We start from the raw sequence: 22,737 nt of genomic DNA, 5'->3' as shown, positions 1-22,737 counted from the left end.
CGCCGTGTCCGCGCCGCCGGCCACGGCCGACTCCGTCTGTCCGAGGGCGATCTTGTTGGCGGCGGCGACGATCGCCTGCAGCCCGACGGCCGGGGGTGCCCCCAGCGGTCACCTCATCGCGGAGGCCAGGGCAACCACCACGAACAACAGCACAAGCACACCGGCCATGATCCGGTTCCGGGTCTTCGGGTCCACGCGACGAGCCTAACCGGCCGCGCCCAGCGCCCAGCGGGCGACCACCTCGTACCGAGGCTGTTCCCCCGGCACCCCCGACGTCGGCAGGTTGCTGCGCACCAGCGCCAGCTCCTCCACCGTCCAGGTCCGGCTCGCGAACTCCGCGAGCAGCGCGACGTACGGCCGTACGTCCACCGCCTCCCGGCTCCTGGCCACCGTCAGGTGGGCCTGGTAACGGCGGTGCGCCCCCATCGGCACGCCCGCCTTGCGCGCCGCCGCCTCCGCGCGGTCGGCCAGCAGGCGCAGGGCGGCCAGATCGCCGTCCGCACCCGCCCACAGGGCCCTGCCGTGCCCGAACTGCCCGCCGCCCGCGACGGCCAGCGCGAAGGGCGCGGTGCGGTGCGCCGCCCGGGCCAGCCGCTCCGACAGGTCCGGTACGACGCCGTCCTCGACCTCTCCGTAGAACGCGAGCGTGTAGTGCCAGCCGGGCCGCCCGGTCCAGCGCAGCCCGTCCGCATCCGGCATCCGGCGCAGCCGGTCGACGGCACCGGCGAGTTCACCGACCACGTCGGCGGGCGGCAACACAGCGGCGAAGAGTCTCATGCCGCCCACCCTGCCATCCGGGGGGCGTCGGCCGGGCTGGAGGGCCGGGGACGGTGGCGGGGCCGCCGGGGCCCGGCCGGCCGGGAAGAGGCGTGGCCCGGAGGGGGTCGGGTGGGGGGCCTCCGGGCCGGAGGTCAGGCCGCTGGGGCCAGCTGTTCCTGGGGTTCTCTGGGGACGAAGCGGACCCGGGGGTGGCCGCCGTGCCAGCCGACCGAGAGCCGCAGGTTGCCGACGCGGGCCAGGACGAGGCCGATGACGATTGCCGCGGCGCCGGCGATCGCGCCGCCGACGGCCAGGCCCGCGCGGACGCCGTACGCGTCCGTGATCCAGCCGGCGATGGGGGCGCCGATGGGCGAGCCGCCCATGAACACCATCATGTAGAGGGCCATCACCCGGCCGCGCATGGCCGGGTCGGTGCCCATCTGGACGGTGGTGTTGGCGGTGACGTTGACCGTCATCCCGAACATGCCGATCGGCACCATGATCAGGGCGAACAGCCACAGGGACGGTGCCGTGGCGGCCACCACCTCCAGGGTCCCGAAGGCGACCGCGGCCGCGATCATCACGCGCATCCTGGCCGTGCCGCGCCTGGCCGCGAGCAGGGCGCCGACCAGGGAGCCGACCGCCATCAGCGTGTTGAAGAGGCTGTACGAGCCGGCGCCCGCGTGGAAGACGTCGTCGGCGAAGGCGGACAGGTAGACCGGGAAGTTGAAGCCGAAGGTGCCGACGAACCCGATGAGGGCGATGGTCCAGATGAGGTCGGGGCGTCCGGCGACGTAGTGCAGACCTTCCCGGAGCTGGCCCTTGCCTCTCGGCGCGCGCGTCACGACGTGCAGTTCACGCGCGCGCATCAGCACCAGCCCGACGATCGGGGCGACGAAGGACAGGCCGTTGAAGAGGAACGCCCAGCCGGTGCCCACGCCGGTGATCATCAGACCGGCGACGGCGGGGCCGACGAGGCGGGCCGACTGGAAGTTCGCGGAGTTCAGGCTGACCGCGTTCTGCAACTGGGCCGGGCCGACCATCTCGGAGACGAAGGACTGGCGGGCCGGGTTGTCGACGACCGTGGCGAGGCCGACGAAGAAGGCGGCGAGGTAGACGTGCCAGACCTGGACGTGACCGGAGAGGGTCAGCAGCGCGAGCGCGATGCCGGTGAGCCCCATCGCGGTCTGGGTGACGAGGAGGGCGCGCCGCTTGTTCAGCCGGTCGACCAGGACTCCGCCGTAGAGGCCGAAGAGCAGCATCGGCAGGAACTGCAGGGCGGTGGTGACACCGACGGCCGTCGCCGAGCCGGTGAGGCTGAGGACCAGCCAGTCCTGGGCGATGCGCTGCATCCAGGTGCCGATGTTCGAGACGACCTGGCCCGCGAAGAACAGGCGGTAGTTCCTGACCTTCAGCGAGCTGAACATCGACGACTTGCGGGATGCGGGGGTAGTAGGGGCGGTCGGTGCGGGGGCGGAAGGTGCTCCGGATCCCGTACTCAAAGTGGGTTCGCCTCCTCGTAGAGCGTCTTACAGATGTGCGAGCTTCTCCAGTACGGGGGCGGCTGCGCGCAGTTTCGCCCACTCGTCCTCGTCGAGACCGTCGACCAGGCCGGCCAGGAACGCGTTGCGCTTGCGGCGGCTCTCCTCGAGCATCGCCTCGGCCTGCTCCGTTCTGGTGACGACCTTCTGGCGCCGGTCCTCGGGGTGCGGCTCCAGCCGGACCAGTCCCTTGGCCTCCAGCAGCGCCACGATGCGGGTCATCGAGGGCGGCTGGACGTGCTCCTTGCGGGCGAGTTCACCGGGGGTGGCCTGGCCGCAGCGGGAAAGGGTGCCCAGCACCGACATCTCGGTGGGGCTCAGTGACTCGTCGACCCGCTGGTGCTTGAGCCGTCGCGAGAGTCGCATCACGGCGGAGCGGAGGTCGTTCACGGCGGCTGCGTCGTCGCCATGGGTAAGGTCCGGCATGTTCTTTAGAGTAACTCATTACCCTAACTAAGGACCACTCGGGACACGCCAGAATGCCCGTGACCTCGGCCACTGAACCGCGACCTCACCCGTACGAGTGAGACAAGTCCGGAAAGTGACACGCCGGACGCGTGGATGTGGCGCCCTCATACCCATGGGGACCAGTGTGCTCAGCCTGCGGATAGACAAAGAGCTGCTCGACCGGCTCCGGCACCACGCGGCCAGAAGAGGAATGAGCGTCCAGGACTACGTGGTCCGGACGCTCATTCGCGACGACTTCGACGAGCGGTTCTCGGCCGCCGTCGAGGAGACGGAGAAGTTCTACGGGGTCACCTGAGGAATCAGGTCAGCCCCCAGCGGATCAGGTCAGGCCCAGGGCCGGCATCAGGTAGTAGAAGGCGAAGACCGCCGAGACGACGTACATCGCGACCGGGATCTCCTTGGCCCTGCCGACGGCGAGGCGCATGAGCACGAAGGTGATGAAGCCCATGCCGATGCCGTTCGTGATCGAGTAGGTGAACGGCATCATCACCATGGTCACGAAGGCCGGGATCGCGAGGGTGTAGTCCGCCCAGTCGATCTCCTTGATCGAACCGGCCAGGATCAGGAAGCCGACCGCGAGCAGCGCCGGGGTGGCGGCCTGGGACGGGACCATCGTGGCGACGGGCGTCAGGAACAGCGCCACGACGAAGAGGCCGCCGGTGACGACGTTGGCGAAGCCGGTGCGGGCGCCCTCGCCGACGCCGGCCGTCGACTCGACGAAGCAGGTGGTGGCCGAGGAGGAGCTGGCACCGCCGGCGGCGACCGCGACACCGTCGATGAAGAGGACCTTGTTGATGCCCGGCATGTAGCCCTGGGCATCGGTCAGCTTGGCCTCGTCGCTGACGCCCATGATCGTGCCCATGGCGTCGAAGAAGCAGGACAGCAGGACCGTGAAGACGAAGAGGACGCCGGTCAGCACGCCGACCTTGTCGAAGCCGCCGAACAGGCTGACCTTGCCGAGCAGGCCGAAGTCCGGGGTGGAGACCGGGTTGCCGGGCCACTTCGGGGTGGTCAGGCCCCAGGACGTCACATGGGCGACGGCGTTGATGATCAGGGCCAGCACGGTCATCGCGACGATCGAGATCAGGATCGCGCCGGAGACCTTGCGGACGATCAGCGCGAGGGTGAGCAGCGCGCCGAGCACGAAGACCAGGACCGGCCAGCCGTTGAGGTGACCGTCGGCGCCGAGCTGGAGCGGGACGGTGGTCTGGGCGGCGTCCGGGATGCGGGTGACGAAGCCGGAGTCCACCAGGCCGATCAGCATGATGAACAGGCCGATGCCGATGGAGATCGCCTTGCGCAGGCTGTAGGGGACGGCGTTCATGACGCGCTCGCGCAGACCGCTGGCGACCAGCAGCATCACGACGATGCCGGCCAGCACCACCATGCCCATGGCGTCCGGCCAGGACATCCGGGGGGCCAGCTGGAGCGCGACGACGGAGTTCACGCCGAGGCCGGCGGCCAGCGCGATCGGGACGTTGCCGATGACGCCCATGAGCAGCGTCGTGAAGGCCGCGGTGATGACGGTGGCGGTGACCAGCTGACCGTGGTCGAGCTGGTGGCCGTACACGTCCTTCGCGCTGCCGAGGATGATCGGGTTGAGCACGATGATGTACGCCATCGCGAAGAACGTGGCGAAGCCGCCGCGCACCTCGCGGCCCAGGGTGCTGCCCCGCTCGGAGATCTTGAAGTAACGGTCGAGCGCGCCGTACGCGGGAGTCGCACCCGGCTGTTCGGGGGCGGGCGCCTTGGTGGAAGCCGGGGTTGACATTGGATGTTCCTACGATCAGAAGCGGCCAGAGACAAACGGTTTCAGTATGAACGTATGATTACTAGATCGCTATCTCCGCGCGTAGACCCCGGGTCCGGCAGGGTGGTGCGTAAGCTGAGCGCCATGGCGAAGTGGACCCCCAAGCACGAGGCACCGGAACCCCTGGAGGGGCCGGTCGTGCCGACGATCATCGGCGGCACGATCGTCTGGTTCGTCCTCTTCCTGGCCCAGCTCCCGTTCTACGGCTGGTTCTCCGACCACGGTCACACCTGGTGGGTCTGGACCTGCCTGGCCGGCGGCGGACTCGGGCTGATCGGCGTCTGGTACGTGAAGAAGCGCGACGCGGCGATCAAGCGGGCCGAGGCGGCGCAGTCCCTGTAGGGCCGGGACCTCTGCAGGAAGAGCCCCCGCACCCCCGGAGGAGCCGGTCGGGCGGCGGCTACAACCTACGCACGACATCGGTCATCCCCCGGTCGGATCTTTGGTGCACTCGGCAGGTGAACGTGCAAATCCGCACGTACCGTCGAATGCATGCAGCACATCGACGCGGGCGCCGAGCTCGACCCCGTGCATCCCGTACCGCTGCCCGCCCCGGCCAGGGCGGCCGGCCTGACGGCGGCCGAGGTCGCGGAGCGGGTCGCCCGGGGCCAGGTGAACGACGTACCGGTGCGCAGCAGCCGCTCGTTCGGCGAGATCGTGCGCGCCAACGTGTTCACCCGGTTCAACGCGATCATCGGCGTGCTGTGGGTGGTCATGCTGTTCGTGGCGCCGATCCAGGACAGCCTGTTCGGCTTCGTGATCCTCGCCAACACGGGCATCGGCATCGTGCAGGAGTGGCGGGCGAAGCAGACCCTGGACTCGCTCGCGGTGATCGGCGAGGCCCGGCCGACCGTGCGCCGGGACGGGGCCGCCGTCGAAGTGGGCACGAACGAGATCGTGCTGGACGACCTGATCGAGATCGGCCCCGGCGACAAGATCGCCGTGGACGGGGTGTGCGCCGAGGCCGACGGTCTGGAGATCGACGAGTCGCTGCTCACCGGTGAGGCCGACCCGGTCGTCAAACGCCCCGGCGACCAGGTGATGTCGGGTTCCTTCGTGGTGGCGGGGGGCGGCGCGTTCGCGGCGACCAGGGTCGGCCGGGAGGCCTACGCGGCCCAGCTCGCCGAGGAGGCGTCCCGCTTCACCCTCGTCCACTCCGAGCTGCGCACCGGCATCTCGACCATCCTCAAGTACGTGACCTGGATGATGGTGCCGGCCGCGATCGGCCTGGTCGTCACCCAGCTGGTCGTGAAGAACGACGGCATCAAGGACGCCGTGGCCCGCACCGTCGGCGGCATAGTCCCGATGGTCCCCGAGGGCCTCGTGCTCCTCACCTCCGTCGCCTTCGCGATCGGCGTGATCAGGCTGGGCCGGCAGCAGTGCCTGGTCCAGGAACTCCCCGCGATCGAGGGCCTCGCCCGCATCGACACCGTCTGCCTCGACAAGACCGGCACCCTCACCGAGGGCGGCATGGACGTCACCGAGCTGCGGGCGCTGAACGGGGCCGACGAGTCGTACATCCGTACGGCGCTGGGCTCGCTCGGCGAGTCGGACCCGCGCCCCAACGCCTCCCTCCAGGCGATCATCGACGCCTACCCCGACAGCGAGGAGTGGCGGTGCGTGGAGTCGCTGCCGTTCTCCTCCGCCCGCAAGTACAGCGGGGCGACCTTCAGCGAGAGCGACGGTGAGACCAGCACCTGGCTCCTGGGGGCGCCGGACGTGCTGCTCGGCGCCGACGACCCGGCCCTGGCCGAAACCGTGCGCCTCAACGAGGAAGGGCTGCGGGTGCTGCTGCTGGCCCGCGCCACCCGGGACCTCGACCACGCGAGGGTGGCCGAGGGCGCCCGCCCCACCGCGCTGGTGGTCCTGGAACAGCGGCTGCGTCCGGACGCGGCCGACACCCTGCGCTACTTCGCCGACCAGGACGTCCGGGCGAAGGTCGTCTCCGGCGACAACGCGGTGTCGGTCGGTGCCGTGGCCGCGAAGCTCGGGCTGAGCGGTACGACGGTGGACGCGCGCCGGCTGCCCGCCGACCCCGGCGACATGGCCGAGGCGCTGGACCGGGGCACGGTGTTCGGGCGGGTCACCCCGCAGCAGAAGCGGGACATGGTCGGCGCGCTTCAGTCGCGCGGGCACACCGTCGCGATGACCGGCGACGGCGTGAACGACGTGCTCGCCCTGAAGGACGCCGACATCGGGGTCGCGATGGGCTCGGGGTCCGAGGCGACCCGGGCGGTCGCCCAGATCGTGCTGCTCGACAACAGCTTCGCCACGCTGCCCTCGGTGGTGGCCGAGGGCCGCCGGGTGATCGGCAACATCACGCGGGTCGCGACGCTCTTCCTGGTCAAGACGGTGTACTCGGTGCTGCTGGCGGTGCTGGTGGTCTGCTGGCAGGTCGAATACCCCTTCCTGCCGCGGCACTTGACGCTGCTGTCGACCCTCACCATCGGCATCCCGGCCTTCTTCCTCGCCCTGGCCCCCAACAAGGAACGGGCCAGACCCCACTTCGTCCGCCGGGTGATGCGCTACTCGATCCCGGGCGGGGTGGTGGCCGGCGTCGCGACCTTCGTGACCTACCTGATCGCCCGTCACTACTACACGGGCGGCGGCTCCTTGGACGCGGAGACCAGTGCGGCGACCCTGACCCTGTTCCTGATCTCGATGTGGATCCTGGCGATCGTCGCCCGGCCGTACACCTGGTGGCGGGTGGTGCTGGTCGCGTCGATGGGCGTGGCGTTCGTGTTCGTGCTGGCGGTGCCCGCGCTGCAGAGCTTCTTCGCGCTGAAGCTGGTCGGGGTGGCGATGCCGTGGACCGCGGTGGGGGTGGCGGTGGTGGCGTCGGCGCTGCTGGAGTTTCTCTGGAAGTGGGTGGAGCGGAAGTATCCGGTGTGATGCGGTGCGGTGCGGCGGGGGGAACCGCGCGGGCCCGGTGGGGGTTGGCCGCGCGGTTCCGGCGCTGACGACTACTGCACGTCGACGTAGTCACCCGTGGCGTTGACCGCCGGGGTCGTGGACGTGCCGGCGAAGGAGTAGCGGTAGTAGCCGTCGACCGTCGCCGTGGTCGTCGTCTTCAGGGCGCCCGTGGAGGACGACTTGATGGTCTTCAGGGTGGTGTAGGTGCTGGAGCCCTTCTTGCGGAACTGCAGCTTCACCGACTGGCTCGCGTAGCCCGAGTACTTCTTGGCGTCCCAGTTGGCGCGCGTCAGGGAGCCGGTGACCGTGATGGTCCTGCCCTTCTTGACCGGCTCGGGCGTGGCGTTGACCGTCAGCTTGGACAGGCGCTGGACCGAGACCCTGCCCAGGTTGTTCGTGAACGCGGGGTTGTCGAGGTTCTTGTCGAAGGCGATGCCGCCGGACTGCCAGGTACCGGCGATGCTGTTGACCAGGTCGGCGCGGCTGACGCTCAGGGTGGCCTTGCAGCTCTGGACGGTCGTCGAGCTGTCCGTGCAGGTGGGCTCGCCGGACGGGGCGACGCCGTACTGGGACTTCTCGATCGTGGTGCCGTGGTAGATGACCGGCATGGCGTAGAAGTCGCTGGTCTTCAGGTCGGCGGCGTGGGTCACCTTGTAGGTGATCGTGAACTTCACGGAGCCCGTGGCGGGCACGACGATGGCCTTGCCACCGTTGACCTTCATGCTGGAGAAGGTGACGTCCGGCGCGGTGCTGCCGACGGCGTGAGCGGCCGGGGCGACGAAAGCGGACAGGGCCAGGGCGCCGGAGACGGCGGCCACAGTGGCACGAATGCGCATGGATTCCCCACGTGGAGAAGAGTGGGCGCGAGGCCCAGAGAACTAGGGAGTCTGTTGACTCAGGAGATGTGATCCACGAGAGGTGTGAATGGTTGTACGGGTGAGACGCAATCCCGCCGGTTCTTACTTCCGTCACGACCGGATCACGTCTCTTTCGGCCAGGACCGCCCCTTCACTCAGTCGAACCAGCGGTCCCGGGCCAGTTCCCCCGTGCGGGACGGGTCCTCCAGGAGGGCCGCCACCTCGAAGCGGCGCGGCCACTGGCCGGCCGCCCAGGCGAGGCCGGCCGCGACGCCCTCCAGGGTCGCGGCGTGCAGGGTGCCGTCGCCGGTGAGGCGCCAGTCGATCTCGACTCCGTCGACCACCAGTTCCTCGTGCTCGACGTACGTCCGCGGGGTGCGCGGGCCCAGCAGGACGTGGACCGGTTCGGGCACGTCGTGTTCCGTGCCCTCCGAGTCGACCGAACCCGTCACCGACTCGCTCAGCCGCCGGACCTGGAACAGTTCCGCCAACTCGGCGGCGCGCGCGGGCCGTACCGGCAGCAGGGGGACGCCGGAGGTGAACGGGAGCAGGTCCGGGGAGTCGACGACCACCGCGTCCGCCGCGTCCACCACCTCCACCCGGCCGTCGACCACCGCTCGCACCTCGTCGGGGAGCGTCACCTGTTCGGGGTCCAGGTCGGCCAGCGCGCCGTAGAGGGCGTGCAGTTGGGCCGCGGTCACCGGACGGTCGGGGTCGGCCAGGCGGTCCAGGAGTTCGGCGGCGCCACCGGGCTCGTCGAGGAGCGCGGCCACCGACGTCCGTACGCCCAGCGCCCGCAGCACCTGCTCGTCCCCGAAGCCGGTCGCGTCGGCCTCCTCGTAGAGGCCGCGCAGCAGCGGGTCGCCGCCGGCCGCCAGCAGGCCCGCGGGGCGGCGGCCGTCCAGGACCGGGTGGCCGCGCAGCCACCAGGCCGTGTACGGCCGTACGACCTCGTGGGTGCCGTCCGGCAGCAGGACCCGGACCGGCTGGGTGAGGGCGTCGCGCAGGGGCGGCTGGGCGAGCAGGGCCAGGGCCTGGGGCCAGTGGTCGTCGTCGACGAGGTCCAGGTCGCGGACGGCGATCAGTTCGGTGGCGACCGGCGGCACGGGGGAGTCCGGGAAGCGGTCGAGGATGTCCTCGCTCCAGACGTCGACCGCGTCCAGCAGGCCGGCGTCGTCGGGCTCCGCGAAGTCGCCCTCGCGGGGCTCCAGTTCGTCCGGGTCCAGGACCACGTCGGTGGCGCGGACGAGCGCGAAGTTGGCGAGGACCCCGCAGGCGGCCAGGGGCTGTTCGCCCCACTTCTCGGCCAGTTCGGCGTCCACGGCTGCCAGTTCGTCCGCGCGGATGATCTGCGCGAACGGACTGCCGGGGAGCACCAGTTCGCCCGCCGGGGCGAGCTCGCCGTCCTCGTCCGGCAGGGCCAGCGCGCCCAGCCAGGGCTCGTCACCGGGGGCGAGCCCGGCGTCGCGCACCAGCGCCAGTACCGTGTCCGCGAGTTCCTCGGCGTCCGGGGCGTCCTCCTCCCACAGCGCACCGCCCTCGTCGTCGAGGGAGGCGGCCACCGCGGCCCGCACCTGCGGGGTGGTGAGCACCGCGCGCGGGGACGCGGGGAGGGCGCCGAGCTTCTCCAGGAGCGGGTGGGCGGCGTCCTGGTGGGCGACCTTGAGGCCGAGCCGGGCGAGCGTCCCGGGGTCGATGGCGGCCGAGTCCGATGTGGGCAGGAGCACCTGGCGGGGGCCGATGGTCGTACGGCTGTCGGCGAGTGGCACGGGCAGGCCGGACAGCCGGTCCGGGTCGACGCCCGCGAGGCTGTCGTAGAGCCGCCACCACCAGTCCGGGTCCTTCTCCAGGCCGGCCAGCCGGTCGATCGCGTCGGCGAGCGGCAGCCGGGCGACGGACAACGTGCGCAGTTCCACGCGGCGTTCGAGACCGGCGGGCAGGAGGGTGGGCAGCACCTCGGCGAGGACGCGGACGGTCTCCGCGCCCGCTCCCTCCACGATCTCCGCATCCCGCGGGCGCAGTGCCTCCGGGAGGCCGGGGTCGTCGGCGTCCTCGGCGCCGCCGGGCTCGACGGCCGGCGGCAGGAAGGCGGTGCGCGGCAGCCGCTCCAGGATCGCCTGGCGCAGCGCGCCGTCCAGCTCGCCCTTGCCGAGCGGACCGGGCACGAGGTGGATGATCCCCTCCCCCACCGGCCGCCAGTCGGCGAGCAGTTCGGCGTAGGCGTCGGCCGCGCGCCGCACCAGGAAGTCGGTGAGCGGACCGGGGGCCGTGTGCCGGCGGGTGGTGTCGAGCGGGAAGGACGCGATGAGCAGGGCGGGCACGCCGAGGGGCTCATCGCTGGGGGTGGGCGCGTGCACGACGGAGGCGGTGCGCGGGCGGTCGGGGGCGCCCTGGCCGTCGGTGGGGACGGCCCAGGTCAGCGACCAGTGCGGGCGCAGCCGCTCCTCGACCGGCCGGTCCGCGAGCAGGTCCGGGGTGAGCGCGCCGTGCGCCGAGACGGTACGCCAGCGGGTCGTGCCGTGCCGTGAGTCCGATACGACCGTGTGGGCGCCGTCGGTGTCGCGGCGCAGGGTGCGGACCGGCTGGTCGCCGTTCTCGATCACGACCTCTTCGAGACCCGGCAGGGCGAGCAGGAGGGCGTCGTCGACGGCGTCCAGGAGGCGCTCGGCGAGGTCGGCGGCCGCGGTGTCCCGCAGGGGCAGGATGACGACGGTGTCGTACGGGTCCGGGGCGGTGCCCTCGGCGGCGAACGGGAGCCGGAGCAGCGGGACATGACCGTCCCGGCGGCGGATCTCGTCGCCGAGCCCGGAGCTGTGTGCCGCGGTCTCCTCGGCCAGTTCCCGGGCCTCGGCGAGGGACCAGCGGACGCCGCCGTGCCGGCCGACGACCGCGGGCTCGTCCGTCACCGCGAGCACGGCCGCGAAGCCGACGCCGAACCGGCCGACGGACCTTTCGGTCTCCTCCCGCTTCGCGGAGGCGCGCAGGGTGGAGAGGGACTCGGCACCGGCCGCGTCCAACGGGGCGCCGGTGTTGGCGGCGAACAGGACGCCGTCGCGGAGGGTGAGGCGGAAGCGGCCGGGGACGCCGGCGCGGGCCGCCGCGTCGGCCGCGTTCTGCGCGAGCTCCACGACGAGCCGGTCCCGGTAGCCGCCGAGGACCAGGTCCTCCTCGGCGTTGGCGTCCTCACGGAACCGGGCGGGGCTGGTGGCCCAGGCGTCGAGGACACCTCGCCGGAGACGGGCGGTCCCGAACGGGTCGGCACCCTCGGCTGCGGGCCGCACGAACTTGCTCACGTTCACTCTCCTCATCGGCGTGAGCACGAAGGTACCGCCTCACCCGGGGGTCCTCGGTTACCGGCCGCCGCCCCTGCGGAGAGCTTCCGAAGCACCCCGACCGCGTTCCTGCCGACGGCCGGGGCCGGTGCGTCGAGGCCTACGTGAGGTCGCAGGGGTGAGAGTTCGCCGCTCGCCTAGGAGTGGCCCAGTTCGGCCGTTTCCTCGTCCGAGGTCGCCGGGACCGAGCCGGAGTCGGCGGCCGGGCGGAGGGGGAAGGGGTCGACCCTCGTCTCGTCGATCACCGGCGGAGCCGGCTGCGGGGTCTTCGGCATCACCGCGGCCTCCGAGTGGCCGCCGCAGCCGTAGGCGAGGGAGACCACGCGGCCGTCGGCCGGGGAGAACTCGTTGGCGCAGACGCCGAAGGCCTGCCCGAGGGAGCCGCCGATGGGGCTGAGGAAACCGCAGCTGACGCAGGTCGCGGGGGCGGCCTGGGCCATCGGGGTCTTGGCGCCGAACGCCTCCTCCCAACGGTCGGCGGCGACATGCAGGCCGTAACGGGAGAGCACCCGGGCCCGGCGCATGCCGAGTTCCTCGGCGACCGAGGCGATCGTGCCCCGGGTGGGGACCGTCGGGAGGTTCGCGGGGGTGCCCGCGGTGACGTCGGCGTCCTCCGCCTCCGCCAGTTCCTCCATCTCCTCGGAGACCGGGGAGTTCGGCTCCGGCTCGTCCTCGCCGGTGTAGCCGGGCTCCAGGCGGAGGTCCTCCGCCTCGGTGGGCAGCAGGTCGCCCGGGCCCATGTCACCGGGGCGCAGCCGCTCGCTCCACGGCACCCACTCAGGGGCCAGCAGGGCGTCGGGGCCGGGGAGGAGCACCACCTCGTCCAGGGTGACGACCTTGGCCCGGGAGGCACGGGCGACGGTCACCGCCCAGCGCCAGCCCCGGTACCCGAGTTCCTTGCACTCGAAGAAGTGCGTGACGACACGATCGCCCTCCGCCACCGCGCCTGCGTGCTCTCCCACCACTCCGGGTGCCGCGGCCTCCTCGGCGGCGGCACGGGCGAGGTCGACCGCCTCGGCGCACAGACGGTCGGGGGTGCGGCTTCGCGTTGTCGCTGCGCTCACAGGTATCGCTTCTCTCCTACGCCGTCTCACGAGTGCGGTCGCCTCCGGCGGTGGGGCGGACGGAGCGGACCTGTGGGCCGCATCGACGTCCGCGTCCGATCGCGCTCGGGCGCACCTATGCCATCCATTCTGCGCTATGGCTGAGATACGCACGCTACCCCGTCGCCGGTGGTGGGGGACAGTCCGGCGGGGCCGACGGCGGTGGGGGTGCGCACCGGTCGTCGCGCGACCGCGGGCCGGTGGGGGCCGGCCGTGCGGTTTCCCGCGGGCCCTGCGGGGCGCTCCACCGCCGTTCCCCGTCCGGTTCGCTTGGCAACAAAGTGCACTAGGAACAGCACTCTCAGGGCACTATGAAGCACGTGGCAACCGCGAAGTCCCCCCAACGCTCCGTCGGGGTCGGTAGCGGTGCGGGCCGGATGCGCGGTGCCGTCCGCTCGGTCGGCCGTGCCCTGCACCTCCCGGTGACCGGTGCCGCCCGGGGTATCCGCAAGGCCACGCACGCGCACGGCGCGGGCGAGTCCGGCCTCGGGAAACTGATCGAACTGCACGCGGTGAACGGCGCCGGCGACGTCATGATCACCGTCGCGCTCGCCTCGACGGTGTTCTTCTCGGTGCCGACGGACGAGGCCCGGGGGCGGGTCGCGCTCTACCTCGCCATCACCATGGCGCCCTTCACGGTCCTCGCCCCGGTCATCGGCCCCCTCCTGGACCGGCTGCCGCACGGCCGCCGGGCCGCGATGGCCGCCGCGATGCTCGCCCGGGCCCTGCTCGCGCTGATCATCGCCGGGGCCGTGGCGAGCGGCGGTCTGGAGCTGTATCCGGCCGCGCTCGGGGTGCTGGTCGCGTCGAAGGCGTACGGCGTGGTGCGCAGCGCGGTCGTACCGCGGCTGCTGCCGCCCCGGTTCTCCCTGGTGAAGGCCAACTCCCGGGTCACCCTCGCGGGGTTGCTCGCCACCGGTGTGGCCGCGCCGATCGGGGCCGGGCTGCACGCCGTCGGCGACCCCTGGCCGCTGTACGGCGCCTTTGTGATCTTCGTCGCCGGGACGTTCCTCTCCTTCACCCTCCCCCCGAAGGTCGACTCCGCCAAGGGCGAGCACGTGGCGCTGCTCGCCGCCGACGAGGAACATCTGCACGGCCCGCTACGGAAGGACCCGCGGGGCACGCGGCACGGGCAGGCCGGGCAGGACCCACAGGCCGCGCAGGACCCACAGGCCGTGCAAAGCGCGCAGGACCCGCAGGGCGCGCAGGCCGCGAAGGAGTCGAAGCGGCCGGGGCTGCGGACCGTCGGCCCGGCCGTCACGCACGCGCTCGGCGCCAACGCGGCCCTGCGCTGTCTCTCCGGCTTCCTGATCTTCTTCCTGGCGTTCCTGCTCCGCGAGCACCCGCTGACGGGCGAGAGCGCGGCGGTGTCGCTGGGGATCGTGGGCGTCGCGGCCGGCACGGGCAACGCGGTCGGCACGGCGGTGGGCTCCTGGCTGCGCTCCCGGGCACCGGAGATCATCATCGTGACGGTGGTGGCCGTGGTGCTGGGCACGGCGATCGTGGCGGCCCTGTTCTTCGGCGCCTTCCTGGTGGCCGTCCTCGCCGCGGTGGCCGGGTTCGCGCAGGCGCTGGCCAAGCTGTGCCTGGACGCGCTGATCCAGCGGGACGTGCCGGAGCTGGTGCGGACCTCGGCGTTCGCCCGCTCGGAGACGCTGCTGCAGATGGCGTGGGTGTTCGGCGGCGCGGTGGGCATCGTGATGCCGCTCAACGGCACCCTGGGTCTCGTGGTGGCCGCCGCGATCGTGGCCGCCGGCTGGCTGGCCACGCTGCGCGGTCTGCTGGCGTCGGCCCGGCACGGCACCCGCACGAGTCCGCGAGTGGCGTAACGAACCGGGCACGCCGTACCCCACGTGGGGAGCGGGCCGAGAGCGCCCGATAGCCTTCGGCCATGACCACGCTGCACTCCCGCTCGCGACGCCGCCGCGTCGTCGCCGCCGCCGGCGCCGTTTCCGCCGGACTGCTCGTCCTGTCTGCCTGTGACAAGCCGACCCCGATCGCCACGATCACCGTCGGCACGACCTCGGTCAACTCCGAGGCCACCTGCTACAACGACGGCAAGGCCCTGGACACGGCCTCGCTCGCCAAGTGCCTCAAGGACACCGGGATCAAGTCGATCAAGGTGGACCCGGACGACACCGTCCGCTTCGGCGTCGACCCGAAGATCGCGGACGGCGGCTGGACGATCCTGATGAACGGTCAGGCGCTCACCGACTCCAGCACCAAGACCTACCGCACCATCCCGGGCAGCGTGTTCTTCAACGCCCAGTACGGCGCCTCCGGCAACTCGACCCTGGTCTCCATCAAGGAGGGCGACAAGTCGGTGCTGGGCCTGTGGTCCTTCAAGCTCAAGAAGGACGCCTGACCACGTCCGCCGTACGCGTCCTCGTAGCCACCGCGGTCCCCGCCGAGCGGGATGCGGTGGCGCGGGCGTTCGCGGACCGTACGACCGAGGTACGGCTGCCCGCCGGGACGCTGCTGCGCACCGCCGGGGGGTACGACCTCCTCGCCGCCGGGGTCGGTCCGGCCGCGGCCGCCGCGGGCACCGCGACCGCCCTGACCGCCGCCGCCCTCGAAGGACGCCCCTACACGCTGGTCGTCTCCACCGGGATCGCGGGCGGTTTCCCGCCGCAGGCCCCCGTGGGCTCGCTGGTCGTCGCGGACGAGATCACCGCGGCCGACCTGGGCGCCGAGACGGCCGACGGATTCGTGCCGGTCACCGACCTGGGCTTCGGAACCGTCAGCCACCATCCACCGAATTCACTCGTACGTGTGATCGCGGGGGTGACCGGCGCGCGCCCCGGCACCGTACTCACCGTGTCCACCGTGACCGGAACCGCCACCCGCGCCGCCGAACTGCGCACCCGGCATCCGGGCGCCCTCGCGGAGGCCATGGAGGGTTTCGGCGTCGCCGACGCGGCCGCCGCGCACGGCGTGCCCGTCCTGGAGATACGCGCGGTCTCCAACCCGGTCGGCCCCCGCGACCGCGCCGCCTGGCGCATCGGCGACGCGCTGGCCGCCCTGACGGAGGCCTTCGGGAAGCTCGCGCCCGCCTTGGAGGGTTGGAACCCACATGACCACCGGTGACCTGCTGAAGATCGCTTACTCGCCCTGCCCGAACGACACCTTCGTCTTCGACGCCCTGGCCCACGGCCGCGTCCCGGGCGCCCCCGCGCTCGACGTCACCTTCGCGGACATCGACGTCACCAACGGCATGGCCGAGCGCGGCGAGTCGGACGCGCTGAAGGTGTCGTACGCCGTGCTCCCGTACGTCCTCGACGAGTACGCGCTGCTGCCCTGCGGGGGCGCGCTGGGGCGGGGCTGCGGGCCGCTGGTGCTGACCCGGGAGGCCGGGGTGGACCTGACCGGCCGCACGGTCGCCGTACCGAGCGAGAAGTCGACGGCGTACCTGCTGTTCCGGCTCTGGGCGGCCGACACCCTGTCGGACGGCGGGGTCGGCGAGATCGTGGTGATGCCGTTCCACGAGATCATGCCCGCGGTACGGGACGGGAAGGTCGACGCGGGGCTCGTGATCCACGAGGCGCGCTTCACCTACCAGAACTACGGGCTGCACAAGCTCGCCGACATGGGCGAGCACTGGGAGGACACGACGGGCCTGCCGATCCCGCTCGGCGCGATCATCGCGAAGCGCTCGCTGGGCACCGAGCGGCTGACGCACCTCGCCGACTCGATCCGCACGTCCGTGCACGCGGCCTGGGACGATCCCGAGGTCTCCCGGCCCTACGTCATGGCCCACGCCCAGGAGATGGACCCGGCCGTCGCCGACCAGCACATCGGGCTCTACGTCAACGAGTTCACCTCGGAACTCGGCGAGGACGGCTACGCGGCGGTACGCGGGCTGCTCACCCGCGCGGCGGCCGAGGGACTCGTCCCGCCCCTCGGCCCGCACGCACTCGATTTCCCGTAGGCCCTGAGCAGGCCCCGGAGCGGGGTCAGGGCTGCGGCGGGTCGCCGTCGGTGAGGTGGTCCGTCGGCGGCCACTCGGCAAGCGCCAGCATCCCCAGCACCTTGCGGATGAGGAAGGCCGCCAGCGGCAGCTCCACGCAGACCGCCAGCGCGGCCGACTGCCACACGTCCGGGGTGCCGAGGGCGAGCGACACGTCGAACCAGGCGTCGCAGGCCAGCAGCGCCCCCGTGGTGACGGCCGTCACCACGACGGCCCGGTGACGGCGCCAGCCCAGCACGGCGGTGGACGCCATCGCGAGCACGAGCAGCACGTCGAAGCCGACCCAGGTGGTCCGCCACTGACGGACCGTGTACCCGCTGGGCAGCGTGACCGCCAGCAGGAGCGTCCACGGGACGAGACCGACGGCGCAGACGGCGAGCAGTTCCAGGACGTGCCGGCGCTGCCGCCGAATCCGCGCCAGCAGTTCGGGTGACGGCCCGTCGGTCCGTATGTCGCTCACTTCGGCTTTCCCCGCCGGCCTACACGTCCAATTGGTCCGCGACCGCGCGCAGCAGACCGGCGATCTTCTTGCCCGCGGTCTTCTCGGGGTAGCGGCCGCGCTCCAGCATCGGCGTGATGTTTTCGAGCAGTGTCGTCAGGTCCTGCACGATGGAGGCCAGCTCGTCCGGCTTCTTGCGCTGGGCGGCGGCGACCGACGGGGTGGGGTCGAGAATGACCACGGACAGCGCCTGGTCACCGCGTTGACCGGCGACGACGCCGAACTCCACGCGCTGACCGGGCTTGAGGGCGTCGACCCCGTCGGGGAGAACCGAGGAATGGACGAAGACGTCACCGCCGTCGTCGCGGGAGAGAAAGCCGAAGCCCTTCTCGCTGTTGAACCACTTGACCTTGCCGGTAGGCACGTCTGTCCTCGTCCTCGTATCTCGTCGGAAACTGCTCGGAAAACTTCTGAATGCAACAGCTCTGAACGGGCCTTGATAGCACTCGGGCGGGTCGACCATGACCCGCCGGTACCAAGGCTAATGGTCTTCGGGCGCGTGACAAGACGTCGCCCGGTTGTTCCTTCGGGCAGGGAACTACCCTGGTCGAGTGCGTGACAAAACCCAAGCGAATTCCGCCGGGCCCGGTGACCGACTGATCCGCGCCGGTGCTGTGGTCTTCTTCATCGGTACGGTGGCCACACTCGTCACCGTGATACCGCTGTTCCTCGGTGCGAAGCCTTTTCCGACCTACATGTACCTGCTGAGCATGCTCATGGGCGTCGGCTTCCTGATCGCGGGCGCCGGGGTGCTCCGGTCGATCGCGGCCGGCCGCCGTCAGGCCCGGGCGGCGTCCTCCCGGTAGCCGTCCTCGAGGTACCCGGCCAGCCAGGCGGGCAGCTCGGTGAGGTCGGTGAGCACCACGTCGGCGCCGGCGGCGCGCAGCTCCCCGGCATCGCAGGGTCCGGTGGCCACGGCCACCGACAGCGTGCCCGCCGTACGGGCTCCCCGCACGTCCCCGACGTGGTCGCCGACGTACACGCCCGCGCCGTGCTCGCGCAGCGCCACCGCCTTCTGCTCGGCCCACAGGTCGCCGACCACCGCGTCCGGGACGATGCCGAGGTGGCCGAGGTGCAGCTTCGCGTTGGGCTCGTACTTGGCGGTGACCACGAGCGTCTTCCCGCCGGCGTCCCGGACGGCGGCGATCGCCTCCCGCGCACCCGGCATGGCGGGCGTCGCGGTGATCGCGGTCTCCGGGTACATGGCCCGGTACAGGTCGCTCATCTCCGCGATCCGCTCGGCCGGAAACCAGTGGATCAGTTCCTCGGCGAGCGGGGGCCCCAGCCGCGTGACCGCCAGATCGGCGTCGATGAACGTCCCCGTCCGCTCGGCGAGCGCCGTGTAGGTGGCGTGGATACCGGGCCGGGAGTCGATGAGCGTCATGTCGAGGTCGAAACCGACGGTGAGCGGGCGAGAAGTCATATGCGCCATTGTGCCGGTCCCCGCAAGACAGGGGCCTGCCCCGTCAGGGGCGCTGGGGGTATCCCCGGCCGAAGGCTGCCGTACGAGAACTGCCACCCACCCCTACCGCGCCCGCTGCGACCGCCACGCCACATACACGGCCGAGGCCAGCGCAGCGCCCCGCACGACCCACGGCCACGTCTCCGCCACGGCCCCGCTCATGTGCCCCTCGGCGATCGGCGCCCCCCAGCGCCCCGCACTGCGCCCCCACAACCACACCAGCCCCGCCGCCACCGACAACCCCGGCACCCACATCACCGCCAGCTTGCTCTCCGCCGGGGTGAGGCGCCGGGAACCGTAGGCGATGAGCCAGCCCAGGATCAGCGCGAACCAGTTGCCGAGCACCGCGCCCACCACCAGGGCCGCCGCCGCGAGCAGGAGGAGCGGGTTGGTCCAGCCGGCCGCCGGACGCGGGACGAAGCGGATCCCCCGGCGCGGCGCCGCGGCGGCCTCGACCACGGGGACCGCCTCCTCGGGCTCGGCGGCCTCGCCGGGGCCGTCCCCCGGCTCCTCCTTCTGGAGGCTCGGCCTGCGGAGCATCTCCGGGATCTCCACACCGCCCACGAACCCGGGCACACTGTCGGCGTCCCCGAACGGACTGCTGTCCACCCGCCACCAGTCGGTGGGGACGGCACCTTGCCCGGGTCCGCCCGGCTCGGCGGGCCGGGGCCGCGGCACGACCCGGCGCCGCTCGTCGGACGGGCCCGACGGCCCGGACCCGGCCGCCGCCGACGGGCCCGCGGCCGGTTGGACCGGCACCGCGGCCGATGCCGGCTGCTGCGCGCCGTCCGTCGTACCGCCCGCCGCCTCGACGACCTCGTCGGGCGTGCCCAGCCGGTCCAGGATGCGGCGTACGGCCGCGGGGCTGTCGACGGTCGCCTTCGACCGGTGCCGGTCGATCTCGTTGCGCAGCCCGGACACCAGCCGCATGCGTTCCGCCGACGACAACTGGCGCTGGTGCGCGATGTCCCCGACCCGGCTCAGATACTCGTAGACGACCTGATCGCTCTCGATACCCACGAAGTCCCCTCCGGGGCCAATGCGTTGAATGACCCGCAACGACGGTAGCGCAGGCCACGGCTCGTGTCGGCCCGGCACCGGCCGTCGGTGCGCGGTGGGTGCGGGGTGTCGCCGGAGGTGCCGCCGGCCCGGACAGCCGATCCCGGTCCCGAGGCCGCACCCGCTACCGTGGGTCGGATGAGCAACCCGGCCACACCGCCGCGCTCCCTCGCGGAGGCGCTCCGCGCCAGGGACGACGCCTCCCTGGCCGTCCTGCTGCGCGCCCGCCCCGACCTCATCACCCCCGTCCCCACCGACCTCACCCAGCTGGCCACCCGGGCCGGCACCCGCGCCTCGGTGCTGCGCGCCCTGGAACGGCTGGACCGCTTCGCCCTCCAGACCGCGGAGGCGCTGGCGGTGGCCGGTGACCCGGCGCCGTACGCGGAGCTGCTGGGGCTGATGGCCGGCGACGACGGCGACCCGGCCGTGACCGCCGCCCTGCCGGCCGCCCTCGGTGCGCTGCGGGACCAGGCCCTCGTATGGGGCGACGACGAACGGCTGCGGCTGGTGCGGACCGCCCGGGAGGTGCTGGCGCCGTCCCCGCAGCACCCCTCCCCGACCGGTCTCGGCCCCAGCGTGCGGGAGGCCACCTCGGGGATGTCCCCGGGCCGGATCCAGGAGATCCTGACCACCGCCGGACTGCCCTCCACCCATGACCCGGTGTCCGCGGTGGACGCGCTCACCAAGCTGTTCGGCCACCGCAGGAAGATGGCCAAGCTGCTCGCCGCCGCGCCCGCCGAGTCGCGCGAGGTGCTGGGCCGGCTGGTCTGGGGACCGCCGTACGGCCAGGTCACCCCCGAACCGGCGGCCCATCTGCGCTGGCTCCTCGACCGCGGCCTGCTGCTGCCGACCGCCCCGGGCACGGTGGTCCTGCCCCGCGAGGTCGCCCTGCACCTGCGCGAGGGCCGCGCGCACCGTGCGCCGGAGCCGGTGCCGCCCGCCGTGGAGCCTGCCGCCGCGCACCGTCCGCAGGTGGTGGACGCCACCGCGGCCGGACAGGCGTACACCGCGCTCGCGACCGTCGAGGAGCTGCTGAAGGACTGGGACGAGGGCGGCCCTTCCGTCCTGCGGGCCGGCGGCCTCAGCGTCCGGGACCTGAAGCGGACGGCGGTGGCCCTGGACGTGCCCGAGCCGATCGCCGCCTTCTGGGTCGAGCTGGCGTACGGCGCCGGGCTGCTCGCCTCCGACGGCGAGGCCGACGAACGCTACGCGGCGACCCCCGCCTACGACGAGTGGCTGGACCGCCCGCCCGCCGAACGCTGGGCCCAGCTGGCCGAGGCCTGGCTCACCGCGACCCGCACCCCCGGCCTGGTCGGCGGCCGGGACGCCAAGGACCGCTCCCTGTCGGCCCTCGGCCCGGGTCTGGACCGGTCCGTCGCACCGGAGGTACGGCACCGGGTGCTGACCCTGCTGGCCGGGCTCCCGGAGGGCACCGCCCCCGGCGCCGAGTCGGTGCTGGCCAGGCTGCGCTGGGAACGCCCGCTGCGCGGCCCGCAGCAGCAGGGCGACGACCTGCGCACCCGGCTGGCCCGGTGGACCCTGTCCGAGGCCGAGATGCTCGGTGTGACCGGCCGTGGGGCGCTGTCGGCGCACGGCCGCGCGCTGCTCGGCGCACCCGCCCCCGCGAAGGCCGCCGAACCACCGGCCGCCGGCCCCGGCGACAAGCTCCCCGTGCACCACCACCGCCCCGTCCCCGCACGCGAACCCCTCTCCCCGCCCGAGCAGGCCGTCGCCACCGCGACCGCCGGCCGGCTCCTCGCCCCGCTCCTTCCCGAGCCCCTCGACCACGTACTGCTCCAGGCCGACCTGACCGCGGTCGCCCCGGGCCCGCTGCGACGCCCGCTCGCCGAAGCGCTGGGTGTCCTCGCCGACGTCGAGTCGAAGGGCGGCGCCACGGTCTACCGCTTCACCCCCGCCTCCGTCCGCCGCGCCCTCGACGCCGGCCGCACCGCCGCCGACCTGCACGCCTTCCTCACCACCCACTCCCGCACGCCGGTCCCGCAGCCCCTCGCCTACCTGGTCGACGACGTGGCCCGCAGACACGGCCACCTGCGGGTCGGGGCGGCCTCCGCGTACGTCCGCTGCGACGACGACACGGTCCTGGGCGAGATCATGGCCGACAAGCGCGCCGCCGCCCTGCGCCTGCGCCGCCTCGCCCCGACCGTCCTCGCCACCCAGGCGGACCCCGCGACCCTCCTGGAGGGCCTGCGTGCGATGGGTTACGCGCCCGCCGCCGAGGGCGCCGAGGGCGACGTCCTGATCACCCGCGCCCACGCCCACCGCACCCCGCCGCGGGCCGCCCCGGAGCCGGTCCCGGACGGCCCGCCGGCCCCGGACTCCACTCTCCTCGCCGCCGCGATCCGCGCGATCCGCGCCGGCGACCTCGCCGCCACCACCCCGCGCAAGCCCACCGGCACGACGGTGCAGGGCGGGGAGCTCCCGCGCACCACCGCCGCCGAGACCCTCGCCACCATGCAGGCCGCCGTCCTCACCGGCGACACCCTCTGGATCGGCTACGTCAACGCCGAGGGCACCGCCAGCCAGCGTGTCATCGCCCCGATCCGCGTGGAGGGCGGCTTCGTCACGGCTTACGACCACACGGCCGACGAGGTCCGCACCTACCCCCTGCACCGGGTGACCGGCGTGGCGGAACTGGCGGAGGACTAGGACGCCGATCGTCCGCGCCGCCGTTGTGCGTCGCGGCTGGTCGCGTGTGGTGGGGCGCTCAGCTGTGGGGCGCTCAGCTGTCCCGCACCGGGGCGTTCGCCGGCAGGCCGAAGTGGGTCCGGGCCGCGGCCTCCAGTCCGGCGGACGTCATCTCCTCGTGGACACGGGACTCGGCGTAGGGGCTGAAGTGCTCCTCGTACCACGCGGCGTCCGCGTCCTCCGGGGCCTCCTCGGTGGAGACGACCCGGTAGCCGCCGCTGCACCATGGCCAGGGCCGGCCATCCGCCGCCGGCCCTGGTC

General features: G+C 72.7%; 20 protein-coding genes and 2 pseudogenes. 10 read left to right on the top strand and 12 right to left on the bottom strand.

Going from position 1 to position 22,737, the window contains the following annotated elements:
- Positions 1 to 208 (top strand): annotated as a pseudogene (locus ABZ646_RS15155) (hypothetical protein); the annotation flags it as partial.
- Here the strand turns inward: ABZ646_RS15155 and thpR are convergent.
- The 3 genes from thpR to ABZ646_RS15140 all read right to left on the bottom strand — a co-directional run bounded on the left by thpR (position 205) and on the right by ABZ646_RS15140 (position 2,726).
- Complete coding sequence (thpR, locus tag ABZ646_RS15150; protein WP_360518089.1) at positions 205 to 777, bottom strand: RNA 2',3'-cyclic phosphodiesterase; 573 nt, start codon at positions 775 to 777, stop codon at positions 205 to 207. The pseudogene ABZ646_RS15155 and the gene thpR overlap by 4 nt on opposite strands.
- Before the next feature lie 134 nt (positions 778 to 911).
- Positions 912 to 2,261 carry an MFS transporter gene (locus ABZ646_RS15145; protein WP_360518086.1) on the bottom strand — a complete coding sequence of 450 codons (1,350 nt, stop codon included), beginning with the start codon at positions 2,259 to 2,261 and terminating at the stop codon, positions 912 to 914.
- A gap of 27 nt (positions 2,262 to 2,288) precedes the next feature.
- Entirely contained in the window at positions 2,289 to 2,726 is a 438-nt protein-coding gene (locus ABZ646_RS15140; RefSeq protein WP_360518083.1) for a MarR family transcriptional regulator, read from the bottom strand.
- 154 nt (positions 2,727 to 2,880) lie between these two features.
- On the opposite strand from ABZ646_RS15140, the gene ABZ646_RS15135 reads away from it, so the two are divergent.
- Complete coding sequence (locus ABZ646_RS15135) at positions 2,881 to 3,063, top strand: ribbon-helix-helix protein, CopG family (protein WP_360518080.1); 183 nt, start codon at positions 2,881 to 2,883, stop codon at positions 3,061 to 3,063.
- A 24-nt stretch (positions 3,064 to 3,087) separates the two neighbouring features.
- Here ABZ646_RS15135 and ABZ646_RS15130 read toward each other — a convergent pair whose 3' ends face one another.
- On the bottom strand, positions 3,088 to 4,539 hold the full coding sequence (locus tag ABZ646_RS15130) for an NCS2 family permease (protein ID WP_360518077.1): 1,452 nt from the start codon (positions 4,537 to 4,539) through the stop codon (positions 3,088 to 3,090).
- Positions 4,540 to 4,662: 123 nt separating this feature from the next.
- Here ABZ646_RS15130 and ABZ646_RS15125 point away from each other — a divergent pair, with 123 nt between their 5' ends.
- Both ABZ646_RS15125 and ABZ646_RS15120 read left to right on the top strand, forming a co-directional pair.
- A complete protein-coding gene (locus ABZ646_RS15125) occupies positions 4,663 to 4,920 on the top strand; it encodes a DUF2530 domain-containing protein (protein WP_360518074.1) in 258 nt (85 codons plus the stop codon).
- 150 nt (positions 4,921 to 5,070) lie between these two features.
- Complete coding sequence (locus tag ABZ646_RS15120; RefSeq protein ID WP_360518071.1) at positions 5,071 to 7,470, top strand: cation-translocating P-type ATPase; 2,400 nt, start codon at positions 5,071 to 5,073, stop codon at positions 7,468 to 7,470.
- Between the two features lie 71 nt (positions 7,471 to 7,541).
- Here the strand turns inward: ABZ646_RS15120 and ABZ646_RS15115 are convergent, their stop codons facing one another.
- From ABZ646_RS15115 to ABZ646_RS15105, 3 genes are all read right to left on the bottom strand, one after another.
- The gene (locus tag ABZ646_RS15115) at positions 7,542 to 8,327 is read right to left on the bottom strand and encodes a hypothetical protein (protein WP_360518068.1); all 786 of its coding nucleotides are present in this window, start codon (positions 8,325 to 8,327) and stop codon (positions 7,542 to 7,544) included.
- Between the two features lie 176 nt (positions 8,328 to 8,503).
- Entirely contained in the window at positions 8,504 to 11,641 is a 3,138-nt protein-coding gene (locus ABZ646_RS15110) for a molecular chaperone Hsp90 (protein WP_360518065.1), read from the bottom strand.
- 176 nt (positions 11,642 to 11,817) lie between these two features.
- The gene (locus tag ABZ646_RS15105; protein WP_360518062.1) at positions 11,818 to 12,744 is read right to left on the bottom strand and encodes a DUF3027 domain-containing protein; all 927 of its coding nucleotides are present in this window, start codon (positions 12,742 to 12,744) and stop codon (positions 11,818 to 11,820) included.
- A 416-nt stretch (positions 12,745 to 13,160) separates the two neighbouring features.
- Here ABZ646_RS15105 and ABZ646_RS15100 point away from each other — a divergent pair, with 416 nt between their 5' ends.
- The 4 genes from ABZ646_RS15100 to ABZ646_RS15085 all read left to right on the top strand — a co-directional run bounded on the left by ABZ646_RS15100 (position 13,161) and on the right by ABZ646_RS15085 (position 16,711).
- The gene (locus ABZ646_RS15100) at positions 13,161 to 14,612 is read left to right on the top strand and encodes an MFS transporter (protein ID WP_360518092.1); all 1,452 of its coding nucleotides are present in this window, start codon (positions 13,161 to 13,163) and stop codon (positions 14,610 to 14,612) included.
- Positions 14,613 to 14,674: 62 nt separating this feature from the next.
- Positions 14,675 to 15,148 (top strand): DUF2771 domain-containing protein, encoded by a 474-nt coding sequence (locus ABZ646_RS15095; RefSeq protein ID WP_360518059.1) that lies wholly within the window; start codon positions 14,675 to 14,677, stop codon positions 15,146 to 15,148.
- On the top strand, positions 15,118 to 15,870 hold the full coding sequence (locus ABZ646_RS15090; protein ID WP_360518056.1) for a futalosine hydrolase: 753 nt from the start codon (positions 15,118 to 15,120) through the stop codon (positions 15,868 to 15,870). The genes ABZ646_RS15095 and ABZ646_RS15090 overlap by 31 nt, the downstream gene beginning before the upstream one ends.
- Positions 15,857 to 16,711 carry a 1,4-dihydroxy-6-naphthoate synthase gene (locus tag ABZ646_RS15085; RefSeq protein ID WP_360518053.1) on the top strand — a complete coding sequence of 285 codons (855 nt, stop codon included), beginning with the start codon at positions 15,857 to 15,859 and terminating at the stop codon, positions 16,709 to 16,711. Before ABZ646_RS15090 ends, ABZ646_RS15085 begins: the two co-directional genes overlap by 14 nt.
- A gap of 25 nt (positions 16,712 to 16,736) precedes the next feature.
- Here the strand turns inward: ABZ646_RS15085 and ABZ646_RS15080 are convergent, their stop codons facing one another.
- Both ABZ646_RS15080 and ABZ646_RS15075 read right to left on the bottom strand, forming a co-directional pair.
- Positions 16,737 to 17,210 (bottom strand): hypothetical protein, encoded by a 474-nt coding sequence (locus ABZ646_RS15080; RefSeq protein ID WP_360518050.1) that lies wholly within the window; start codon positions 17,208 to 17,210, stop codon positions 16,737 to 16,739.
- 19 nt (positions 17,211 to 17,229) lie between these two features.
- Entirely contained in the window at positions 17,230 to 17,613 is a 384-nt protein-coding gene (locus ABZ646_RS15075) for a cold-shock protein (RefSeq protein WP_132891678.1), read from the bottom strand.
- Positions 17,614 to 17,800: 187 nt separating this feature from the next.
- Here ABZ646_RS15075 and ABZ646_RS15070 point away from each other — a divergent pair, with 187 nt between their 5' ends.
- Positions 17,801 to 18,055: a hypothetical protein gene (locus ABZ646_RS15070; protein ID WP_360518047.1), complete on the top strand. Its 255-nt coding sequence runs from the start codon at positions 17,801 to 17,803 to the stop codon at positions 18,053 to 18,055.
- Here the strand turns inward: ABZ646_RS15070 and ABZ646_RS15065 are convergent.
- Both ABZ646_RS15065 and ABZ646_RS15060 read right to left on the bottom strand, forming a co-directional pair.
- The gene (locus ABZ646_RS15065) at positions 18,028 to 18,681 is read right to left on the bottom strand and encodes an HAD family hydrolase (protein ID WP_360518044.1); all 654 of its coding nucleotides are present in this window, start codon (positions 18,679 to 18,681) and stop codon (positions 18,028 to 18,030) included. The genes ABZ646_RS15070 and ABZ646_RS15065 overlap by 28 nt on opposite strands.
- 93 nt (positions 18,682 to 18,774) lie before the next feature.
- Positions 18,775 to 19,731: a hypothetical protein gene (locus ABZ646_RS15060; RefSeq protein ID WP_360518041.1), complete on the bottom strand. Its 957-nt coding sequence runs from the start codon at positions 19,729 to 19,731 to the stop codon at positions 18,775 to 18,777.
- Between the two features lie 177 nt (positions 19,732 to 19,908).
- Between ABZ646_RS15060 and ABZ646_RS15055 the strand changes: the two genes are divergently transcribed.
- Complete coding sequence (locus ABZ646_RS15055) at positions 19,909 to 22,437, top strand: helicase-associated domain-containing protein (RefSeq protein ID WP_360518038.1); 2,529 nt, start codon at positions 19,909 to 19,911, stop codon at positions 22,435 to 22,437.
- 73 nt (positions 22,438 to 22,510) lie between these two features.
- Here ABZ646_RS15055 and ABZ646_RS15050 read toward each other — a convergent pair.
- Positions 22,511 to 22,737 (bottom strand): annotated as a pseudogene (locus tag ABZ646_RS15050) (hypothetical protein); the annotation flags it as partial.

It is taken from the genome of Streptomyces sp. NPDC007162, assembly GCF_040634175.1.
GTDB lineage: Bacteria > Actinomycetota > Actinomycetes > Streptomycetales > Streptomycetaceae > Streptomyces.
This window is presented reverse-complemented; position numbering and strand designations above follow the sequence as displayed.

Bases quoted from the DNA above. Each gene is read 5' to 3' on its own strand.
- ABZ646_RS15115 (WP_360518068.1), bottom strand. From the start codon at position 8,327: ATGCGCATTCGTGCCACTGTGGCCGCCGTCTCCGGCGCCCTGGCCCTG.
- ABZ646_RS15100 (WP_360518092.1), top strand. From the start codon at position 13,161: ATGCGCGGTGCCGTCCGCTCGGTCGGCCGTGCCCTGCACCTCCCGGTG.
- ABZ646_RS15085 (WP_360518053.1), top strand. From the start codon at position 15,857: ATGACCACCGGTGACCTGCTGAAGATCGCTTACTCGCCCTGCCCGAAC.
- thpR (WP_360518089.1), bottom strand. From the start codon at position 777: ATGAGACTCTTCGCCGCTGTGTTGCCGCCCGCCGACGTGGTCGGTGAA.
- ABZ646_RS15095 (WP_360518059.1), top strand. From the start codon at position 14,675: ATGACCACGCTGCACTCCCGCTCGCGACGCCGCCGCGTCGTCGCCGCC.
- ABZ646_RS15140 (WP_360518083.1), bottom strand. From the start codon at position 2,726: ATGCCGGACCTTACCCATGGCGACGACGCAGCCGCCGTGAACGACCTC.
- ABZ646_RS15135 (WP_360518080.1), top strand. From the start codon at position 2,881: ATGGGGACCAGTGTGCTCAGCCTGCGGATAGACAAAGAGCTGCTCGAC.
- ABZ646_RS15120 (WP_360518071.1), top strand. From the start codon at position 5,071: ATGCAGCACATCGACGCGGGCGCCGAGCTCGACCCCGTGCATCCCGTA.
- ABZ646_RS15130 (WP_360518077.1), bottom strand. From the start codon at position 4,539: ATGTCAACCCCGGCTTCCACCAAGGCGCCCGCCCCCGAACAGCCGGGT.
- ABZ646_RS15125 (WP_360518074.1), top strand. From the start codon at position 4,663: ATGGCGAAGTGGACCCCCAAGCACGAGGCACCGGAACCCCTGGAGGGG.
- ABZ646_RS15065 (WP_360518044.1), bottom strand. From the start codon at position 18,681: ATGGCGCATATGACTTCTCGCCCGCTCACCGTCGGTTTCGACCTCGAC.
- ABZ646_RS15055 (WP_360518038.1), top strand. From the start codon at position 19,909: ATGAGCAACCCGGCCACACCGCCGCGCTCCCTCGCGGAGGCGCTCCGC.